General features: G+C 74.5%; 17 protein-coding genes. 4 read left to right on the top strand and 13 right to left on the bottom strand.

The window, feature by feature from the left end; all coding sequences use genetic code 11:
* Window position 1: 1 nt before the first annotated feature.
* From ACZ4VL_RS17615 to ACZ4VL_RS17605, 3 genes are read left to right on the top strand one after another with little or no spacing between them, the layout of a single operon-like run.
* Window positions 2-913: a TauD/TfdA family dioxygenase gene (locus ACZ4VL_RS17615; RefSeq protein ID WP_468200481.1), complete on the top strand. Its 912-nt coding sequence runs from the start codon at window positions 2-4 to the stop codon at window positions 911-913.
* Complete coding sequence (locus tag ACZ4VL_RS17610) at window positions 910-1,959, top strand: methyltransferase (RefSeq protein ID WP_468200479.1); 1,050 nt, start codon at window positions 910-912, stop codon at window positions 1,957-1,959. The genes ACZ4VL_RS17615 and ACZ4VL_RS17610 overlap by 4 nt, the downstream gene beginning before the upstream one ends.
* Before the next feature lie 52 nt (window positions 1,960-2,011).
* Entirely contained in the window at window positions 2,012-3,232 is a 1,221-nt protein-coding gene (locus ACZ4VL_RS17605) for a hypothetical protein (protein WP_468200477.1), read from the top strand.
* A 57-nt stretch (window positions 3,233-3,289) separates the two neighbouring features.
* Here ACZ4VL_RS17605 and ACZ4VL_RS17600 read toward each other — a convergent pair whose 3' ends face one another.
* The 11 genes from ACZ4VL_RS17600 to ACZ4VL_RS17550 all read right to left on the bottom strand — a co-directional run bounded on the left by ACZ4VL_RS17600 (window position 3,290) and on the right by ACZ4VL_RS17550 (window position 16,235).
* The gene (locus ACZ4VL_RS17600) at window positions 3,290-4,507 is read right to left on the bottom strand and encodes an MFS transporter (RefSeq protein ID WP_468200475.1); all 1,218 of its coding nucleotides are present in this window, start codon (window positions 4,505-4,507) and stop codon (window positions 3,290-3,292) included.
* Complete coding sequence (locus ACZ4VL_RS17595) at window positions 4,507-5,166, bottom strand: thymidylate kinase (RefSeq protein ID WP_404236722.1); 660 nt, start codon at window positions 5,164-5,166, stop codon at window positions 4,507-4,509. The genes ACZ4VL_RS17600 and ACZ4VL_RS17595 overlap by 1 nt, the downstream gene beginning before the upstream one ends.
* A 188-nt stretch (window positions 5,167-5,354) precedes the next feature.
* The gene (locus tag ACZ4VL_RS17590; RefSeq protein WP_468200472.1) at window positions 5,355-6,905 is read right to left on the bottom strand and encodes a glutamine synthetase family protein; all 1,551 of its coding nucleotides are present in this window, start codon (window positions 6,903-6,905) and stop codon (window positions 5,355-5,357) included.
* Window positions 6,902-8,377, bottom strand: a complete 1,476-nt coding sequence (locus tag ACZ4VL_RS17585) for an amidase (RefSeq protein ID WP_468200470.1) — start codon at window positions 8,375-8,377, stop codon at window positions 6,902-6,904. Before ACZ4VL_RS17585 ends, ACZ4VL_RS17590 begins: the two co-directional genes overlap by 4 nt.
* Window positions 8,367-10,154, bottom strand: a complete 1,788-nt coding sequence (locus ACZ4VL_RS17580; protein ID WP_468200468.1) for a hypothetical protein — start codon at window positions 10,152-10,154, stop codon at window positions 8,367-8,369. The genes ACZ4VL_RS17585 and ACZ4VL_RS17580 overlap by 11 nt, the downstream gene beginning before the upstream one ends.
* Window positions 10,155-10,220: 66 nt before the next feature.
* Window positions 10,221-10,625: a GNAT family N-acetyltransferase gene (locus ACZ4VL_RS17575; protein ID WP_468200467.1), complete on the bottom strand. Its 405-nt coding sequence runs from the start codon at window positions 10,623-10,625 to the stop codon at window positions 10,221-10,223.
* Entirely contained in the window at window positions 10,612-11,919 is a 1,308-nt protein-coding gene (purB, locus tag ACZ4VL_RS17570) for an adenylosuccinate lyase (RefSeq protein ID WP_468200465.1), read from the bottom strand. The genes ACZ4VL_RS17575 and purB overlap by 14 nt, the downstream gene beginning before the upstream one ends.
* 225 nt (window positions 11,920-12,144) lie before the next feature.
* Window positions 12,145-14,148: an AfsR/SARP family transcriptional regulator gene (locus ACZ4VL_RS17565; protein WP_468200464.1), complete on the bottom strand. Its 2,004-nt coding sequence runs from the start codon at window positions 14,146-14,148 to the stop codon at window positions 12,145-12,147.
* Between the two features lie 83 nt (window positions 14,149-14,231).
* Window positions 14,232-14,522 (bottom strand): PqqD family protein, encoded by a 291-nt coding sequence (locus ACZ4VL_RS17560; protein WP_468200462.1) that lies wholly within the window; start codon window positions 14,520-14,522, stop codon window positions 14,232-14,234.
* Window positions 14,522-15,304, bottom strand: a complete 783-nt coding sequence (locus ACZ4VL_RS17555) for a hypothetical protein (protein ID WP_468200460.1) — start codon at window positions 15,302-15,304, stop codon at window positions 14,522-14,524. Before ACZ4VL_RS17555 ends, ACZ4VL_RS17560 begins: the two co-directional genes overlap by 1 nt.
* A 586-nt stretch (window positions 15,305-15,890) precedes the next feature.
* A complete protein-coding gene (locus ACZ4VL_RS17550) occupies window positions 15,891-16,235 on the bottom strand; it encodes a VOC family protein (RefSeq protein WP_468200458.1) in 345 nt (114 codons plus the stop codon).
* A 56-nt stretch (window positions 16,236-16,291) separates the two neighbouring features.
* Here ACZ4VL_RS17550 and ACZ4VL_RS17545 point away from each other — a divergent pair, with 56 nt between their 5' ends.
* Entirely contained in the window at window positions 16,292-17,404 is a 1,113-nt protein-coding gene (locus tag ACZ4VL_RS17545) for a sulfite oxidase (RefSeq protein WP_468200456.1), read from the top strand.
* A 51-nt stretch (window positions 17,405-17,455) separates the two neighbouring features.
* Here ACZ4VL_RS17545 and ACZ4VL_RS17540 read toward each other — a convergent pair whose 3' ends face one another.
* Complete coding sequence (locus ACZ4VL_RS17540; RefSeq protein ID WP_468200455.1) at window positions 17,456-17,965, bottom strand: DUF5956 family protein; 510 nt, start codon at window positions 17,963-17,965, stop codon at window positions 17,456-17,458.
* 77 nt (window positions 17,966-18,042) lie between these two features.
* A complete protein-coding gene (codA, locus tag ACZ4VL_RS17535; RefSeq protein ID WP_468200454.1) occupies window positions 18,043-19,392 on the bottom strand; it encodes a cytosine deaminase in 1,350 nt (449 codons plus the stop codon).
* Between the last annotated feature and the right edge of the window lie 24 nt (window positions 19,393-19,416).

The raw sequence follows: 19,416 nt of genomic DNA, 5'->3' as shown, positions 1-19,416 counted from the left end.
CATGAACAGCAACGACCCGTTCGCACCCGTCCGGCACGCCGTCGACCGCGACCTGGCCACCGCCGTCGCCGGGAGCACCGGCAACCCGGCCGCACAGCCGTGGTCCGGGGAGTTCGGCGACACCGTACGGGACCTGGTGCGGCGTCATCTGGACGCCCGACCCGGATACTTCGTCCTCGGCGGACTCGACCACCTGGACGAGGAGCAGGCCCGCCGGTTCACGGTCGCCGTGTCACGGCTGGCCGGCGAACTCCTGCCGCAGGACGGTGCGGGAGCGCTGCTGCGGGACGTACGCGACCGCGGGGTCAGGCTCGGCGAGGGCGCGACCGGCCGCTACTCGGACAGCCGGCAGGGCGGCAGCCTGCACACCGACGCCGCGCACCGCCCGGGGCGGCTTCCGGACATTTTCACGCTGTTCTGCTACCGGCAGGCCGTCAGTGGCGGGTCCCTGGTCCTGGTGCACGTCGCCGACCTGTTGGACATCCTCCGGGACCACCCGCAGGAGCTCGCCACGCTGCGGCTGCCGGTCCACTTCGACACCCGCGACGACACCCCGGGCGTGCCGCTGACCACCGAGCGGCCGGTGTTCGTGCACCGGGGCGGCCGCGAGCGGATGTACTACCTGCGCGACTACATCGAGATCGGTCACCGCCACCCGCACGTCCCGCCGCTGACCCCCGAGCAGGTCAAGGCGCTGGACCTGCTCGACTCGCTGCTCGACCGGCGCGACCTGCAGACGCACGGGCGCCTCCGGCGCGGCGAGATGATCTTCATCGACAACCGGTCGATCGTCCACGGTCGGACCGCCTTCCAGGACGACGCCCCGGCCGACGGCAGCGGCGGCCGGCTGATGCTCCGCACCTGGATCGGGCTGCCAGGACAGGAGGACGAAGAGGCGGGAGCCGGCCGGTGACACCGGTCGTCGCCGAGCTGGAGCGGCTGGGTCTGGCCGAGTTCCTGGCCGACGTCCCCGGGGACGGGGTCGACCGCCACCAGTGGGCCGCGGGCCTGCGCGGCCTCGACGGCGGGCTGCGCACCGTCGCCGGGTTCCTCCTGCTGGGGGAGCCCGCCCGGGCCGAGCTGCTGCCCCCGGCGCTGCGCGGTGCCCTCCCGGCCATGGTCGAGGGCGGGGTCGCCGTGTACAGCGGGGACGAGGTGCAGCTGGTCGACGTCAGCCTGTTCCGCGCCGGCGGGGTCTGGCTGTTCGCGGAGCCGCCGAGCCCCTTCCCGGTGCGGCACTACTTCGGCCGGGACTCGGTCGCCCTGTCCCGCCGGACCGGCTACCCGCCCGGCGCGCGGGTCCTGGACCTGTGCTCCGGGCCGGGATTCCAGGGGCTGGTGGCCGCCCGGCAGGGCGCCCCCGCGACCCTGGTGGAGCTGCTGCCCGGGACGGCCGCGGTCGCCCGCCTCAACGCGGAGCTCAACGGTGTGGCCGACCGGGTGGAGGTCCTGGTGGGGGACCTGTACGCGCCGCTGCCCGCGCACGCGGAACCGTACGACCGGGTCATCGCGAACATCCCCTTCCTGCCGACCCTGTCCCCCCGCGGCGAGGAGGCCGCCCACGAGGGCGGCGCGGACGGCTTCAGCGTCGGCCGCCGCGTCCTGGCCGGACTCCCCCGGCACCTGGCCCCCGGTGGCACGGCCCACCTCACCGCACTGCTGCTCCAGAACGACCGGGGCCTGGTCGCCGAGGAGGAGCTGCGCGCCTGGGCCGCGGAGCACGGCTGCGGCCTCACCGTCGCGCTGACCGACCGGATGGCGGTGGACGCCGACTCCGACCTCGTGCAGACCACCGTCTCGGACCACCTGGAGTCCGATCCGCTGGCCGGCCCGGAGGAGCTCACCGCGGCCGCCGCCGCCATGTACGCCCGGCATGGGGCGACGGCCGCCCGGCTGGCCTACCTGCGCATCGACCACGGGATGGCCGACTTTCGCGTGTACGACCGTGCGCACGCCTGAAGCTGGCTAGCGTGACCTGCAACTTCGACCACGAACCGGAAGGACGTGCGCGGTGACGGCTGGAACGGCGGGGACGGCAGGGGCGGCGGGGACCGCGGGGACGGCAGAGGGGGCGGGCGGGTCGCGGCCGGAGGTGCTGGAGCTCGGCTCGATCCGCGAGGCGCAGCCCGCCGAGTGGGACGCCCTCGCCGGGGACGCCGCGCTCTACTCCAGCCACCGCTGGCTGCTGTACGGCGAGGAACTCGCCGACTCCGCCTCCCGGCACCTGGTCGCCACCGCCGGCGGCGCGTACGTCGCGGCCCTGCCCACCCACCGCTTCACCGAGAAGGTCCCGCACTTCTACGACCCGGCCGTGCTCTTCCCGGGCGCCGCCGAGCCCGCCACGCCCGAGCGGCCCCTGCTGCTGGGCGGCACCCGCCTCGGCTACACCAGCGAGGTCGTCGTCGCCCCCGGCACGCAGGGCCCGCTGGCCGGGGCGGGCACGGCCGCCCTGCTCGACCGGTTCCGGGAGCTCGGCGCGGCCGACGGCGCGCTGACGGCCCTGCTCTACCTGACGGACGGGTCCGTGGAGCGGCTGCTGCCGCTGCTGGGCCCCCGCGACCGGGTGGTGATGATGGACGCCACCGCCGTGCTGCCGGTCCCCGAGGACGGGATGGACGGCTACCGCACCCTGTTCACCGCACGGCAGTTCAAGTCCCGGCGCCTGGAGATGCGGCGGTACGCGGAGGCCGGCTGCCGGACCGAGGTGCAGCGGCTGTCCGAGTGCCACCACCTGCTCGGCCCGCTGTCCGCGCAGGTGCTGCGCCGGTACGGGCACCCGGTCACCGACGAGAGCGAGTCCGAGCGGTTCGCCCAACAGGCCCCCCTGTTCGACGACAACTGCCGGGTGCTGACCGCCTGGCAGGGCGACCGGATGGTGGGCTTCACCCAGTTCTTCTTCTGGGGCCGGACCATGTACGCACGCTCGCACGGGCTGGACGACTCGATCGGCCGCGAGGCCAAGCTCTACTTCAACCTCACCTACTACGAGGCGGTGAAGTACGCGGCCGCGCACGGGTACCGGCTGCTGGACCTGAGCTGCGACGCCTTCGAGGCCAAGGTGACGCGCGGCGCCCGGCTGCAGCCGCTGTGGGGCGTCGTCCTCGACGCCCCCTGGTCCGGGCCGGTCCTGGACCGCGTACGCGCCGAGGAGAAGGCCCGGCGCGAGGAGTACGCCTCCCACGACGCGGGGATCGAGTCCGAGGTGGCCCGCCTGGTGGCCGCCCGGGGCTAGGACCCGCCCGCAGCCGCGTACCGGGCCCCCGCCCCACCTGACCGCCCGGCCGGCCGGTCAGCCGGTCGGGCGGGGCTCCGCCTCCCGCAGCTCACGGCCGCGTTCGGCGATGGCCGCCACCGGCGGCACCGCCGCACCCGCCGCCACCATGATCGTGACGAGGGCGATCCAGCCGACCGGTCCCGCGCTCAGGCACAGGGCGTTCAGGACCGTCGGCGCCACCGCCCCGCCGATACCCACCCCGACGGAGAACACGCCCTGGTACTCGCCCTGGGCGTGTTCCGGGGCCAGGCCGAAGGACAGCGCGTACTCCCCCGCCGTGAACAGCATCTCGCCGAACGTGAGCGCCGCGGTGCCGACCAGGATCAGCCCCATCGCCGTGTACGCGCTCACGTGCGCGGCGGCGAAGACCAGCCCCATGGCCGCCGCGATCACCGGCCCGCTGCGCCGCATCGCCAGCGCCCCGTCACGCGGGGTCTCCACCCCCTTGGCCACCCTGGTCTGCAGGAGCACCACCAGGCCGCAGCTGAGGGCGAACACCAGCGACACGGTCCAGCGCGGCGCGTCGGTGTACTCGGCGATCCACACCGGCATCAGCACGGTCATGAAGACGTCGAACATCACCAGGGTGCCCGCGAGCATGCTGACGGCGAGGAACGGCTTGTCCGCGAGCGCGTAGTGCTGCCGGCCGCCGGACTCCCGGGGCACGGGCGGCAGGTGCGGGAGCCGTGCCACCAGCAGCGCCGCCACCAGGTACGACACCACGTCCGCGCAGATCGCGATGGTGTACGCCGTCCGGGTGTCGGCCTGGAGTGCGAGGCCGCCGAGCAGCGAGCCGGAGACCATGGCCAGGTTCTGCAGGGAGTAGATCCGCGCCCGGTAGGCGACCTTGTCCGGGCCGCCGACGTACGCGATGAGGGCGCCGCTGATCGCGGGGAAGGCGCCGCGCCCGAGGGCGATCAGGGTGATCACCACGAGGAAGCCGCCCATGCCGTCCACGGTCAGCAGCGCGGCAGCGGCGCCCGCCTGCGCGACCAACCCGGCGATGCCCACCTCGCGCGGCCCGAACCGGTCGGCGAGCCGGCCGACGATCGGGCCGGCGGCCAGGCCGGCCAGGCCGGCGGCGGTCAGCCCGAGGACGACGTTGCCCGTGGACAGGCCCACGGAGCGGACGAAGAACAGCACCTGCAGGGGTGCCCAGCTGCCCGCTCCGAGGTAGCGCACGAACAGCGCGGCCGCGAGGCCGCGCCGCAGGCTCCGCCCGTCGCGTGCCATCAGTGTCCGACCGGGGCGTCGGCCGCCGGGCGGGGGTTGACCAGCACGCCCAGCTTCGGCGCGAGCAGCTTGCGCAGCTGCTGGGCCGCCGCCTCGGCCGTGTTCGCCCGGATGACGTCCCAGCCGTGCTGTCCGGCCCACTCCAGCATGACCTCCCGTACGGCCGCCTGGTGGGTCAGGAAGCTCTCCGGCCGGCATTCGGGGTCGCGGCCGCACTCGTACGGGGTGATGTCGCCCTTCTTGCGGCGCAGCGCCTCCTCGGGGGTCACGTCGAAGAAGACGACGGTGTCCACGGGCGCCATCGCACCCACGATGCCGTCCACGAGCTCCTTCGGGCAGCCGGCGAGCAGTTCGGTGGCCGCGTGCTTGATCCAGTAGCCGTCGAGGACGACGAGGTCCGCCTCGGCGGCCCGGGCGCGCTCGGCGGCGAAGGAGTTGAGCCAGGCGAGGAAGAGCATGCGGGCCGGGTTCGGCATCTCGGCGATGCAGACGCGCAGTTCGTCCAGGGTGGTGCCGCGCAGGAAGCGGGCCTGCGGGACCTCCGCCTCCTCGAAGACCTGCCACTTGCCGGCCAGGGCGAACGACAGGCCCTGGCTCTCGGCCCACGAGCGCAGGCGCTTGACCTGCGTGCTCTTGCCGGCGCCGTCGGGTCCGTCCATCGCAACGATCACTGTTCATATCCCTTCGGAAGATCCGCCACGGGCGTCGCCGTACGGAAGTCATGCGCTGCCGCGGTGGTTGCGGTGCTTCGGGTGGGTTCGGGCGGGCTCGGGTGGGTTCAGTCTGGCGCGGTGGCCGGGCCCGGCGCGGAGACGGGGCCGGGGAGGGCCCGCTTCCGCCCGGCCGGTCAGTACGCGGCGAAGTACTCACGGTGCTCCCACGCCGTGACCTCCCCGGGCCCGGTCGGCCCGGCGGCGGCCGACCACTCCTCGAACCGCGCCACCTCGCTGCGCTTGAGCTGCACCAGGCAGTCGTGGAGCTGCTTGCCGAGCAGGTCGCGGGCCAGCGCGCTGTCCTGCATCGCGGTGACCGCCTCGGCCAGGTCGCGGGGCAGGGGCGCGGCCGAGGGGGCGTGCGGGTCCTCGGCGGGCGCGCCGGGGCGCAGCCCGCGCTCGATGCCGTCCAGGCCGGCGGCGAGCTGGGCGCCGAGGTAGAGGTACGGGTTGGCGCAGGGCTCGCCGAGGCGGTTCTCGACGTGGGTGGACTCCTCGCCGGGGCCGCCGAGGACGCGGACGAGGGCGCCGCGGTTCTCGGCGCTCCACACCACGCGGTCCGGGGACAGCGAGAACTGCTCGGCGAGGCGGCGGTAGCCGTTGACGGTCGGTACGCAGAACAGCGCGGTCCCGGCGGTGTGTTCGAGGAGCCCGGCGAGGTATCCGAGGCCCTCGTCGGAGAGCGGGCCACCGCCCCCGTCGGGCACGAACGCGTTGCGGTCGGCCGCGGTGTCGAACAGCGACTGGTGCAGGTGCCAGCCGCTGGCGTCGAAGCGGTCGAGCCGGGGCAGGGCCATGAACGAGGCGTGGTGGCCGAGTCGGGCGCAGACCTGTTTGGCGACGGTGCGGAAGAGCAGCATGGCGTCGGCGGCGTCCAGGGCGTTCATCGGGCTGAAGGTGAACTCCAGCTGGCCGGGACCCGATTCGTGCTCGACGGTGCGCAGCGGCAGCCCCAGCTCGCGGACGGCGCGGGCGAGCGGGGCGACGACGTGCATCAGCCCGTCGGTGAAGCTGTCGAGGTTGAACTGGTAGCCGCCGTTGACGGGTTCGACGGCGGGCGGCTCGCCCTGGACGCCGAAGCCGCCGACGGCCGCGGCGGCCGCGCCGGGCGCCGGTGCGGCCAGCCGGGTCAGGTACCACTCCACCTCCAGGCCGACGACGGACTGCAGGCCCCGGGCGGCGGCGCGCTCGCACTGGCGGCGCAGGACGGCGCGGCTGGACAGCGGGTGGGGGCTGCCGTCGCGCAGGTACTCGTCGGCGATGACCCAGCCGGTGGCCGCCTCGGTGTACGGCAGCACCTTGAAGGTGAGCGGGTCGGGGACGATCAGGAAGTCGCCGCCGCCGGTCAGTTCGGGGATGCCGATGCCGCCGCCCGGCGCGAAGAGGTCCACGCCGAGGGCGTGCCCGGTGTCGAAGAGGAACGGGCCCGGGCTCATGTCGATGCCGTTGCGCAGGGCGGTGCGGAAGGCGTCGACGGTCAGGGTCTTGGAGCGGACCAGCCCGTGCGGGTCGCCGAAGCCGACCCGGACGAAGTCGAGGGAGGCCAGGGTGCCCTCGACCGCGTCCGCGGCCGCCCGCTGGGCCTCGCTCCACAGCCCGTGCCGGGCGACGAAGCCGACGCTGCCGGTGGCGAAGCGGGCGTAGCGGGCCGTGCCGGGGCCTTGGGGGGATCCGGTCTGCGTCATCGTGTTTCCTCTTCCGGACGGTGCTGCGTGAGCGCCGGGTACCAGTGGTGCCAGGGGCGGTCCTGCTCCAGCTGGCGGGCGGCGGCGAGGACGGTGCGGTCGGCGTGGCGGGCGCCGACGAGCTGCAGGCCGACGGGCAGCCCGTCGGGGGACAGGCCTGCGGGGACGGACACGGCCGGCTGGCCGGTCAGGTTGAAGGTGTAGGCCTCGGGGGCCCAGGCCAGCCAGGACAGGGCGCCCTTGTGGATCCGGTCGGCCGGCTCGTGCCGTTCCGCGGCGAACGGGGCGACGCCCACGGTCGGCATGGCGAGCAGGTCGTACCGCTCCATCAGGGCCTGGGCGTCGGCCCTCAGCCGGCTGCGGGTCTCGTACGCCTGGGCGAGGCGTACGGCGCTGAGGCCGCGCCCGTGCCGGATGACCTCCAGCCGGCCGGGGTCGAGCCGGTCCGCGACCTCGTCGAGGTCCGCGGCGTGGGCGGCCGCCTCCCAGCCGGCGAGGATCGTCTCCAGCGCCGGGTACGGGTCCTCGAACGGGGGCGGGATCTCCTCGACGGTGTGGCCCCGGCCGGCGAGGACCTCCACGGCCCGGCGGGCGACGGCGGCGGTGCCGGGCTGCGGGGCGGGCTCGCCGAGCGAGGGGATCCAGCCGATCCGCAGCCCGCGGAGCCGCCCGGCCGCGGCGTCCAGGTCGGCGGCCGGGTCGCCGCCGGGGCCTGCGGCGAGGCCGGCGGGCAGCCCGCAGGACAGCGGGTCGCGTACGTCGGGGCCGGACATCACCTGGGTGAGGAGGGCGGCGTCCGCGACCGTCCGGGTGAGCGGGCCCAGGTGGGACAGCTCCTCGGGGCTCTGCGGCACGTACGGGATCCGGCCCAGCGAGGGCTTGAAGCCGACGACCCCGCAGAACGCGGCGGGGATGCGGATCGACCCCGCGCCGTCGGTGCCGGTGGCGCCGACGCCGACCCCTACCGCCACCGAGGCGGCCGCGCCGGCGCTGGAGCCGCCGGGGGTGCGGGAGAGGTCCCACGGGTTGCGGGTGGGGCCCTGGAGCCGGTTGGCGGAGGCCGCGCTCCAGCCGCCCTCGCTGGTGTTGGTCTTGCCGATGACCACGGCCCCGGCGGCCCGCAGCCGGGCCACCGCCGGGGCGTCCCGGTCGGGGACGGTGTCCGTGTGCAGCAGCGAGCCGCGGGTGGTGCGCAGGCCCGCCGTCGGCGTGAGGTCCTTGACCGAGACCGGCATGCCGAGCAGCGGCCGGTCCCGCCAGGCGGCCGCCCCGTGCCGGTGCAGGAGCCGGTCGGCGCCGGCGGCCTCGGCCGTCGCCCGCTCCCGGGCGACGGTGAGGAACGCCCCGAGGTGCGGCTCCCACTGCTCCAGCAGCGCGAAGGTGGCCGCCAGGTGCTCCGAGGGGAGCAGGCTGCCGTCCGCGTACCGGGCGCGGAGGGTGCGGGCGTCGGCGAACCGCGGGTCAGGCGCCATGGAAGTCCCGGTACCAGCCGTTGTCGAAGTCGCCGACCTCCAGGCCGCGGTCGGCGGCCGCCTGGTGCAGCAGGGCCTGCATGCGACCCGTGACCATGGCGGCCCGCAGCTCCGGCAGCTCGAACTCGTCGCCGGAGGTGCGCAGCAGCCGCAGGTCGTACAGGCCGGGCCGGTACGCCCCTTCCAGCACGATGCCGAGCGGTACGCGCAGGGCGTGCCGGACGCCGAAGGTGACGTGCCCGGTGTGGTGCTGGTCGGACCAGTTGGTGATGTCGGCCGTCATCGGCGCGAAGAACCAGTCGTCGCGCCGCGGGGTCTGCTCGGTCCAGGACATGGTGTGCGGCAGGTAGTGCCAGGTGTTGTAGCGCATCCGCGCGCTGTACGCGGACAGGGTCCTGGCGAGGGCGGCCCGGTCCTGCACGAACCGGTCGGCGAAGTCCCGGCCGGGCGCCACGCAGCAGTAGAAGTCGCGGGTGGCCAGGGCGACCCGCGCCTCGGCGGGAACGGTGCTGTGCAGCGCGGCCACGCTCCTGGGCCCGCGGCCCATGGCGACGTCGCAGTGCAGGGCGTCGGCCGCGGTCGCGAAGAAGCGGTGCAGGAACTCCTCGTACGGGGTCGTGAACCCGGCCGGCGCGGCCTGCCGCACCACCTGTCCGACGACCTCCGCCGCGTAGGCCGCGGCGGCCGCGGGCGGGGCGCCGGCGGGCAGCGGCCGGCCGGCGGTCTGCGCGAGCAGATCGGCCACCGGGCCGGGGAGCTCGTCCCAGGACGGGGCCTCGGGCATGATCCGCTCCCGCTTGTGCAGGGAGGCCCCGTTGATCTCCCGGTATAAGACGGCCCCCCGGTCGAGCAGCCGGGCCCGCCCGGCGGCGCAGGCCGCGGCGAGCCGGTCGAGCGCGGCTCCGGTCGGCTCGCCGGCCACCTCGGGGACCTCGGCGCCGTACGCCCCGATGCGCTCGCGCAGGAAGCCGGCGAGCAGGTCGGGGGCGAGCTGCACGCCGTTGAACTCCTCGGCCCGGACCGGGGATCCGGAGCTGATGAGGGCGTGCAGGCACACGACGAACACGGCGTCCTCGGGGGACCACTGTGCGGCGGGCGTCCGCCGCAGCGCGGTCAGCACGGAGCCCTCGGCGTCGGGTGCCATGGACCGGCCGGGCAGGTTGCTGAACCGGCCGAGGTTGCTGTAGCAGCGGTCGCCGACGTACAGCAGTACGGGCGCCATGTGGACGAGGGCGTGACGGGTGGCGTCGATGCGCCGACGGACCGCCTCGGGGCTCTGCTGGGCGAGCCAGCGGTGGACCTCCTCGAACTGGAGCCGCTCGACGTCCCGGGCGAGGGCGAAGAGCCGGCCCAGGGACTGGGGGCGGGACTGCCACTTGAGGGTGCCGAGGGCCTCGGCGCCCTCGCCGCCGGACGCCGGCCGGGTGCCGGCCGGGACGACGCGCAGCCGGCCGGTCTCGGTCAGCATCAGCAGGTCCCCGGCCCCGTCCGCGGCCGCGTCGTCCGCGCCGGGCGCTCCGGCGTCGGCGGTGTCGGCGGACGGTCCGGCGGTCGGGTCGGCGGAGGGGACGAAGCCGGCGGCCTGCGACTCGGCGAGCTCGGTGTACACGCGTTCGCCGAGCCCCATGGCCGCTCGGCCGACCTGCTCGGGGACCATCCCGTCCAGCGTGGCCGCTATGCGGATGGCGTCGGCGGCCAGCGAGCAGCCTCGGGCCCGCGCGGCGGCCGCCGTGACCTGGGCATCGAATCCGGGCGTCTTCAGAAGCATGGTCGTCACCTACGGAACGTGATTCGACGGCGGTTCGGGACCGGGAAGGGGCCTCCGGTCCCGCGGCGCCCGGCGTCAGCCGAGCGCATCGAGGGTCCAGGCGGACTCGTGCCGGGTGAACCCGACGTGCGGGTAGTAGTCGACGGCTGCGGGCGCCGACAGCAGCACGAGCTTGGCCTGCGGTGCGGCCTCGCGGGTGGCCCGGATCAGGTCCCGGCCCACGCCCTGCCGCTGGAACTCGGCGTCCACGGCGATGTCGCTCAGGTACGTGACGTACGAGCCGTCGGTGACCGAGCGGGCGATGCCGATGAGGCGGCCGTCGAGGCGGGCGGTGATCACGAGGTTGGCACCCGCGAGCATGCGGGTGAAGCGCTCGACGTCCTCGATGGGGCGGCGCTCGCCGAGGGTCGACGCGCGGTAGAGGGCGATCACCTCGGTGACGTCGAGGCTGGCACCGACGACGGGCTCACACTTCCACATGGCTCTGCAGCTCCTTGCTCAGGTCGTTCAGTCGGGACTTCAGGTGGTCGCGGTTTCCGAGGAAGCGCCGCGGGTCGAACTGCTCTGCGGTGACCACGACCCCGCGCGCGGCGAGCCGGTCGGCCAGGGCCGACTCCTGCTCCCACGCCTCGGTGGCGGCGGCCTGGACGAGCCGGTAGGCCTCCTCGCGGTCCCGGCCCCGGGCGACCAGGTCCAGGAACACCTCGGAGCTGTAGACCAGACCGCGGGTGGCGTCGATGTTGCGGGCCATCCGCTCCGGGAACACCCGCAGTCCCCGCAGCAGTTCGGCCGCCGACACCAGCTGGTAGTGGGCCGCGGTCAGGCTGTCGGGGAGGATGACCCGCTCCACGGAGGAGTGGGCGAGGTCCCGCTCGTGCCACAGGGCGACGTTCTCGTACGCCGCCCCGGCGTTGGCCCGCAGGATCCGGGCGAGGCCGCACAGCCGTTCGCTCGTGGTCGGGTTGCGCTTGTGCGGCATCGCGCTAGACCCCTGGTAGGCGCTGGTCCGCGGCTCGTCGACCTCGCCGACCTCGGTGCGCTGGAGCATCCGCATCTCCAGGGCGAACTGCTCGACGACGGCCCCGGTCACGGCGAGCGCGGACAGCAGCTCGGCGTGCCGGTCGCGGGCCACGACCTGGGTGGGCACCGGCTCGACACCGAGGCCGAGCTGCGCGCAGACCCACTCCTCGACGTACGGGGAGATGTGCGCGTACGTGCCGACGGGGCCGGAGAGGGTGCCCACGGCGACGGCGGCCCGGGCGGCGGTCAGCCGCCTGATGCTGCGGTCGACGGCGAAGGCGTGCACGGCGAGCTTCTGGCCGAAGGTGGTGGGCTCGGCGTGGATGCCGTGGGTGCGGGCGATGCAGACGGTGTCCCAGTGTTCGAGGGCGCGCTCCACGAGCAGCTGCGCGAAGCCGCGGGCTGCGTCCAGCACGAGGTCGCAGGAGCGGGCGAGGAGGTGGCCGAGGGAGGTGTCGACGAGGTCGTAGCTCGTCATGCCGTGGTGCACCCAGCGGGCGGACTCCGGCGGCATCGTCTCGGTGTACGCGGCGAGGAACGCGAGGATCTCGTGGTCGCGGGTGCGCTCCAGCTCCCTGATCCGCTCGACCGCGGGGACGGGGGCGCGGCGGATGTCATCGAGGCTGGCCCGGTCCACGACGCCCAGCTCCACCTGGGCGGTCGTCGCCAGCACCTCGACCCGGGCCCAGGTGGCGTACTTGTTCTCCTCGGTCCACAACGCGGCCATCTCGGGCCGGGAATAGCGTTCGATCACGGTCGTTCTCCTCGGTTCTCCCCGTCGCCGCGGGACCGCGGGCGTGACGTCTCGGGCGGTGCGGCGGGGGCGGGCGTGGGGGGAAAGAGCTGGGTGAGGCGGGTGAGGTGCGTACGGGCGGAGGGGGATGTGCGGGTCGTACGGGGCGGGCGGACGTGCGGGCGGGCGGGTCTCGCGGGCGGGCGGGTCTCGCGGGCGGGCGTGGGCGTACGGGGCGGGGGCTGCTCAGGCCGTGAAGCCGAGCTCCGGTGGCAGTGCGGCGGCGGCCCGGACGGCCGGGCCCGGAACGGGTGGGATCGGGGTGGCGCGCAGGGGGACGAGCGCCCCCGCGGGGCGCGCGTACCAGGCGGCCAGCGCGTCCTGCACGGCGCCGTGCCGGCTGTGCACGGAGTCCGCGTCGAAGGTGAGTTCCCGCGCGTAGAGCCGGACCAGCCCGTGGTACGAGAAGTGCACCCCGCTGCCCTTGACGAAGTCGGCGTCCAGCAGGTGCTGGGCGGCCAGCCGTTCGAGGATCTCCTCGGTGCGGTCGTCGGGCAGTCCGAGCGCGGCCGCCGCCACCCGCACCGACACCGAGGCCATCTCCAGCAGGCTGAGCAGGCGGAAGGCCCGCTGCTCAGGGGCGGCCAGGGCGGCGTAGCCGACGGCCAGGCTGTCGCGGACGCTGAGGTCCCCGACCGCCAGCTCGTCGAGCCTGCGCCGCTCGGACTCCATGCGGTGGGCGAGCTGTTCCAGGCTCCAGTGCGGGCGCTCCAGCAGCCGCGCGCCGACGATCCGGACGGCCAGCGGCAGCCGGCCGCAGTACCGCACCAGGTCCCGGGCCGCCCGCTCCTCGGTGGCCAGCCGCTCCCGGCCGATCATCCGGCCCAGGATGTCGAGGGACTCCCCCTCCGAGAGCAGGCCGAGCCGGACGTGCCGGGTGCCGCCGAGGGTCGACAGCATCTCCAGGCTGGTCACCACGGCCGCGCAGGTCGGCGAGGCCGGCAGCAGGGGCCGCACCTGGGCCTCGTCGCGGGCGCCGTCCAGGACGACCAGCACCCGCCGGTGGGAGAGCAGCCCCCGGTACAGGGCCACGCGTTCGGCGAGTCCTCCGGGCAGGGCCGCGGGGGCGACGCCGAGGGCGCGCAGCAGCTCGCCGAGCACGTCGGCCGGCTCCCGGAAGCCGTGCCCGTCCTGGAGCTCCGCGTACAGCTGCCCGTCGGGGAAGACGGGGCTCACGGCGTGGGCGAGGCGGACCGCCATGGTGGTCTTGCCGACCCCGGCCGCCCCGTACAGGTCGAGGGTCTGCGGCCCGGTGCGCTCGCCGCCGTCCCGGGAGACCTCCCGCAGCCACCGGCCCAGTTCCGCCTCGACGGCGGGCCGGGCGAACTCCGCGAGGCGCGGCGGCAGGGTGTACGGGGAGGCCGGGCCCGGGGAGCCGATGCCGGCGGCCGCGCCGGAGCCTGCGCCGAAGGCCGGTGCGGCGGGCTCCGGCCGGTCCGGCGCGGACTCCGGCCGGGCGGCGGGTCCGGCGAGGATCTGCCGGTGCGCCGCGCGGAGCTCTGCGCCCGGTTCGACGCCGAGTTCCTGCGACAGCAGCCGGCGGGCCTCCTGATAGGTGCTGAGGGCTTCGCCCTGGCGGCCCGCCTTGAACAGGGCCGTCATGAGCCGGCCCCATGCGCTTTCCCGGAAAGGGTGCTCGGATACCAGGGCCCGGAGCCGGGGCAGCACTTCCGCATACCGGCCCACTGCCATTTCCGCGTCGGCCCAGTTTTCCGTCGCGTTCAACCAGCGTTCAAGCAGGGCTGCCCCGTCCCCCTGTTGGAGGTATTCCGAGGGGATGTCGACGAGCGGGGTGCCCTTGGTCTGTTCCATCGCCTCGCGGAACAGCCGGGCCCGCTCGGCGGGTTCGGTGCACTCCTCGGCCTTCTTCAGCAGGGCGTTGAACCGGTCGAGGTCGAGCCGCCCGCCCCCGGCCTCGACGGCGTAGCCGGAGGCCCGGCTGACGACCGCGTCCGCGCCCAGGACCTTGCGCAGGCGGGCGATGTAGCCCTGGAGCGTCTTGCGCGCGGTCAGCGGGGGCTCGCCGCCCCAGAGCTGTTGGATCAGCTCCTCCGCCGTGAGCGTGCGGCCCGCGCGCAGCAGCAGGGACGCCAGGACGACCCGGTGTTTCGCCTGCGGAATCTCAATTAACTCTCCGGCCCGCCGTACGGTCAGCGGACCGAATACATCGAACTGGAGATCGTCCAGCATGTGATGCCCCCGATATTTCAAATCCACGGGCCGCGAACAAGGGGATTCCTCCCCCCGTTCGGCCCGGCGCCGGGAATACCGCCTCAGGCGATTTTCACGACATCGTGTCGCGCGAGTTCCGTGAAAAGCTCCACGATGTCCGGGACGACGGACTCCTGATCGATGTCGTATTCCTCGGCGATCAGTGCGGCGATGTCGCGTACCGTCCGCTTCCCGTCGATCCCCCGCCAGATCGAGACGGCGGGGCCGGTCAGCTCGAAGAAGTGCTCGTACCCTCCGACGACCATGACGCCGCGGTGGTTGCGCATCTTCACGTTGAGCGGGAGGGAGGCCACCGAGTCGGGGCCCACCGCGGTGCTGTCGTCGAGCGGCATCAGACCGACACCTCCATGGAGATCCGCTGGCAGACGGCGATGGTCTCCTCGATCCACTTCTGCGGGTCGTCCGGGTCGAAGGAGCGCATGGTCTCGATGGCCCAGTACGCGTCGAACGGCAGCAGCTCCGGGTCGAGGATCTCCATCCGCCGGGCCCGCCACTTGGGCCACAGGCTGCCGAACTGGCCCTGGCTCGCGGCGAGCGCGTCGACCGCGTGGTTGAAGGCGTTGCGGCTGGCGATGACGGCGCTGTGCAGGTCGCCGCGGGCGATCTGGCCGGCCGTGTCCTCGGTGTAGCTGTCCGCCTGCTTCAGCGAGTTGACGATCAGTACGGACCGGTGGGCCGACGCGGCGAGCCGCTCGCGGGTGCGCTCCAGCCACGCGCCGTCGTCGGCGGCGGCCGCGTAGGGCAGCCGCTCCAGCATGGCGATCTCGTGGTAGCTGAGGGTGCGCCAGCTGCCCTGATCGTCGGCGAACTGCTCGCGGGAGACCTTCGCGAGGACCTGTTCGAGCTGGGAGGAGGTCCAGTACTCGACGTCCCAGCGGCGGCCGTCGACGAAGGTGCCCTCGTACTGGAGCGTGTTGGGCTCCAGGGCCACGTGGTTGGTCTCGTCGATCGTGCTGGTCCAGACGTCCTTGGTGACCACGTGGACGTCGAGGTCGCTGGTCGGGTTGCCCCAGCCTCTGATCAGGGAGCCGCTGGCGAACACGGTCTCGTACTCGGCCGGGAGCAGGTTGCGGCTCTCCAGCTCGGCGATTACCCCGGAGGTGTCATACGTCATGAGGCACGGCCCTTCCCCGTATCGGCCCGCCCTGTCCGAGGTCGTCGGAGGCGACGGGCATGGTTGCGCATCGGGCGCCGCGACGGCGTCCGAGCGGCCGGCAGGCCCCGGAATGGTGATCACCGATTCCGCGGCCCAATTCCGGCACACCGAAAATATCGGCTGTCCGGTTTCGGACTCTAGCAATGATCGTTAACGCCGCGGCAGTCCGATTGATGCGACGTCAGTCACAGTACATGACCCTTGAACTTTCTTGCAGGCCAGCAGTATTGACGACTCCTCAGCTGTTTCTCAAGACGGCCCTTGGCGGAAATTGGACTTTACAGACTGAGGGATTTGGTGCCGGTCTGGAAAAAATAAGGGAATCCGACACATCCCACGGCGAACACCGCGGCGGGGCCTAACCGGCCGGGAATGCCGTGCCACAGGACGAGTCCCACCACCGGCACGGGCCGCGGGGCACGCCGCGGCCGGCCCCCGGACGGGGCCCGTGGGGGACCGGCCGGCCCGCGAACGCGTACCGGTTCTCGCCAGCGATCAGCGGTCGGCCGTCAGGCGTCAGGCGTCAGGCGTCAGGCGTCAGGCGTCAGGCGGAGACGAAGCAGAACTCGTTGCCCTCCGGGTCGCGCATCGCCTGGAACGAGCCCTGGTCGTCGGTGACCGGGCCGCCGACCGCGGTGGCGCCCAGCTCCACGGCCCGCGCCGCGGCGGCGGCCACGTCGTCGGCCGCGAGGTCGAGGTGGAGCCGGTTCTTCCCGGCCCTGCCCTCGGGCACCGGCTGGAACGCCAGCCGCGCCACTCCGGGCAGTTCCACGTGCGACCAGCCGCGGGCCCGGTCGACCGGCTCGGCCTGCAGCAGCCGCGCCCAGAACCGGACCAGCTGCGCCGGCTCCCGGCAGTCCACGACGATCTGGTGCAGGCGGATACGCATGGCCGCGAGCCTACGCCCCGCAGGCGGCACGGCTCGGCCGGGGCGACGATGGGGGCATGGAGCAGCCGCCGCTGGGCGAGGTCAGCGCCCCCGGCCGCCTCGCCGCGCCCGGCGAGGGCATCGGCGCGGACGAGCTGGCGCTCGCCACCCGCAACCACGGGCTGCCGCTGGAGGCCCTGCGCTACGAGGTCACCCCGCCCGGGCTGCACTACGTGCTGGTCCACTACGACATCCCCGCCGCGGACGCCGCCGCCTGGCGCCTCGCCGTCGACGGCCTGGTCGGCACCCCGCTGGACCTGGGCCTGGCCGACCTGCGCGCCCTGCCCTCGGTCACCCGCCGGGTCACCATGGAGTGCGCGGGCAACGGCCGGGCCCGGCTCACCCCGCGGCCCGTCAGCCAGCCCTGGCTGGTCGAGGCGGTGGGCACCGCCGACTGGACGGGCGTCCCGCTGCGCACCGTGCTCGCGGAGGCGGGCGTACGGGCGGAGGCGGTCGAGGCCGTGTTCACCGGCGCCGACCACGGCGTCGAGCGGGGCACGGAGCAGGACTACCGGCGGAGCCTGCCGCTGGACCTGGCCACCGGGGAGGATCCGGGCGTGCTGCTCGCCCACACCATGAACGGCCGGCCGCTGCCGCCGCAGCACGGGTACCCGCTGAGGCTGGTGGTCCCCGGCTGGTACGGCATGGCGCACGTGAAGTGGCTGCGGGCCGTCACGCTGGTCGGCACCCCCTTCACCGGCTTCCAGCAGGCCGTCGCCTACCGCTTCCGGCAGGAACCCGGAGAGCCGGGCGAGCCGGTCACCCGGATCGCGCCGCGCGCCCTGCTCGTCCCGCCGGGCTTCCCCGACTTCATGTCCCGCACCCGCGTCGTCCGCCCCGGGCCCGTACCCCTCGAAGGGCGCGCCTGGTCCGGATTCGGGCCGGTCACACGGGTGGAGTGGAGCGCCGACGGCGGGCGGAGCTGGGCCGACGCGGCCCTCGAACCGCCCGGCCCGCACCCGTACGCCTGGCAGCACTGGCATGCCGTGTGGCGGGCGGCGCCGGGCCGGTACGGGCTCAGCGCCCGGGCCCGGGACGCCACCGGCCGCGTCCAGCCGCTGGAGCAGCCCTGGAACCGGGGCGGCTTCGGCAACAACCTGGTCCAGCAGGTCCCCGTGCTGTGCTGCTGAAGCCCCCTGCACGCCGGCTCCCTGACCCCTGACGCCCTGTCGGCCGCCGGGCTACTCCCGGGCGGCCAGGGCCGCCAGTTCCTCCCGGACCAGCTCCATGAAGACCGCCGAGGCGGCGACCTCCACCCCGCGCCCGGCGGCCACCGCCCGGAGGTGCTCCAGGACCGCGCCGACGGTGGTGTGGGGGCCGACCGGGCGCAGCAGCCACAACCGGCCGGGCGGCCGGGGCGGCAGGCCGAGGGCGGCGACGGCCTCGTCGGTCTCGCGGTCGAGGTCGTGCAGGTCCGGGTCGGGCAGCGGGACGGCGTGCACCCCGGTGATGTGCCCGTGCCCGTCGAGGAGGGTGTCCACCGCCCAGTGCGTGGACCGGTCGGGGACCCAGGTGCGGGCCTGCGGAGGCCAGACGTACGGCAGGAACACCCAGGCCGCTTCCTCGGGAGCGGGCTCCCAGCCGAGCACCTCCAGCTCGCGGACCTCGGGCAGCCGGTCCGGTTCCTGTTCGCTGCGGCCGCTGCGGCGCCGCGCGAGGGGGTGCGGTGTTCCGTCCTCGTCCCACGACATGGCCGAGAGGCTACCGGCGGCCCCGACCCGCCCGCGGCCGCGCCGCGCGTCCGACGCGGTGTCACGGATACCGGCCCTCAGGGGAGCTCGTCCCGTGCGCCGCGGGGACGGCCGAAGTCCACCTCCGCCGGCTCCTCCCCCGGCCAGGACAGCAGGGTCGGCGCCGGCGGCGTCTGCGCGACCACCTTCCCGTGCGCCACGACGTACCGGGGCCGGACCTGGCGGCGGATCGCCTCCGTCGGGGTGGGTGCGGGCAGCACGACGAAGGAACCGGCCCCGCCCTCGGCGATCCCGTACTCGGCGGAGGTCAGCCCCAGGATGCGCGCGGCGCGGTCCGTCACCATCGCGTACGCCTCCGGGATCTCGTCGGCGCCGGTCAGCTGGGCGGCGTACAGGCCGACGAGGGCGGTCTGGAGCGGGTTGCCGGTGCCCAGCGCGTTCCACGGGTCCATCACGTCGTCGTGCCCGAAGGCGACGTTGACGCCGGCGGCCAGCATCTCCTTGACCTGGGTGAGGCCGCGCCGCTTGGGGTAGGCGTCGAAGCGGCCCTGGAGGTTGAGGTTGGCGAACGGGTTGGCGACCAGCCCGATCCCGGAACGGGCCAGCAGCCGCTGGAGTTTGAGGCTGTACGCGCCGCCGTAGGAGCCCATCGCCGTCGTGTGCGAGGCGGTCGCGCGCTCCCGCAGCCCGGAGCGCAGGGCGAGCGCGGCCAGCACCTCCACGAACCGGGAGTGCTCGTCGTCGATCTCGTCGCAGTGGGCGTCGACGCGCAGGCCGTGCTCCTCGGCGACGGCGAAGGCGATGCCCAGGGACGCGACCCCGTCCTCGCGGGTGTCCTCGAAGTGCGGGATCGCCCCGACGACGTCGGCGCCGCGGGCCACGGCCGCGCGCAGCAGCGCCTCGCCGTCGGGGAAGGAGAGGATGCCCTCCTGGGGGAAGGCGGTGATCTGGAGGGTCATGAACTCCCGGACCCGGTCGCGGACCTCCAGCAGCGCGTCCAGCGCGGTGAGCTGCGGGTCGGTGACGTCGCAGTGGGTCCGCACGTGCAGGACGCCCTGGGCGGCCTGCCAACGCAGCACCTCGGTGGCCCGGGCGACGACGTCCTCGCGGGTCAGGGTGCGTTTGCGGGCGCTCCAGCAGGCGATGCCCTCCCAGAGGGTGCCGGAGGCGTTGGGGCGGGGGTCCCCCGCGGTCAGGGCCGTGTCCAGGTGGATGTGCGGTTCGACGAAGGGGGCGGTGAGGAGCCCGCCGTCCGCCTCGACGAGCACGTCGGCGGCCGGCGGCGGCGAAGGATCGGCGGCGCCGTCGTCCGGGGAGATCCGGGCGATCCTGCCGTCCGGGCCGACCTGGACCTCGTACAGGCCGGGGCGCAGCACACCGGGGCGGTCGGCGTGCAGCAGCCGGGCGCCCCGTACGGTCATCCGCATGGGGCCAGCGTAGGACCCGGCGGG

It is taken from the genome of Streptomyces sp. NPDC029014 (genome assembly GCF_055564695.1).
Note: the sequence above shows the minus strand (reverse complement) of the source record. Positions and strands in the feature narration are given on the sequence as shown.

Coding starts and splice junctions, on each gene's coding strand:
- ACZ4VL_RS17615 (WP_468200481.1), top strand. CDS start 2: ATGAACAGCAACGACCCGTTCGCACCCGTCCGGCACGCCGTCGACCGC.
- ACZ4VL_RS17600 (WP_468200475.1), bottom strand. CDS start 4,507: ATGGCACGCGACGGGCGGAGCCTGCGGCGCGGCCTCGCGGCCGCGCTG.
- ACZ4VL_RS17595 (WP_404236722.1), bottom strand. CDS start 5,166: ATGGACGGACCCGACGGCGCCGGCAAGAGCACGCAGGTCAAGCGCCTG.
- ACZ4VL_RS17590 (WP_468200472.1), bottom strand. CDS start 6,905: ATGACGCAGACCGGATCCCCCCAAGGCCCCGGCACGGCCCGCTACGCC.
- ACZ4VL_RS17585 (WP_468200470.1), bottom strand. CDS start 8,377: ATGGCGCCTGACCCGCGGTTCGCCGACGCCCGCACCCTCCGCGCCCGG.
- ACZ4VL_RS17575 (WP_468200467.1), bottom strand. CDS start 10,625: ATGTGGAAGTGTGAGCCCGTCGTCGGTGCCAGCCTCGACGTCACCGAG.
- ACZ4VL_RS17565 (WP_468200464.1), bottom strand. CDS start 14,148: ATGCTGGACGATCTCCAGTTCGATGTATTCGGTCCGCTGACCGTACGG.
- ACZ4VL_RS17560 (WP_468200462.1), bottom strand. CDS start 14,522: ATGCCGCTCGACGACAGCACCGCGGTGGGCCCCGACTCGGTGGCCTCC.
- ACZ4VL_RS17555 (WP_468200460.1), bottom strand. CDS start 15,304: ATGACGTATGACACCTCCGGGGTAATCGCCGAGCTGGAGAGCCGCAAC.
- ACZ4VL_RS17550 (WP_468200458.1), bottom strand. CDS start 16,235: ATGCGTATCCGCCTGCACCAGATCGTCGTGGACTGCCGGGAGCCGGCG.
- ACZ4VL_RS17545 (WP_468200456.1), top strand. CDS start 16,292: ATGGAGCAGCCGCCGCTGGGCGAGGTCAGCGCCCCCGGCCGCCTCGCC.
- ACZ4VL_RS17540 (WP_468200455.1), bottom strand. CDS start 17,965: ATGTCGTGGGACGAGGACGGAACACCGCACCCCCTCGCGCGGCGCCGC.
- codA (WP_468200454.1), bottom strand. CDS start 19,392: ATGCGGATGACCGTACGGGGCGCCCGGCTGCTGCACGCCGACCGCCCC.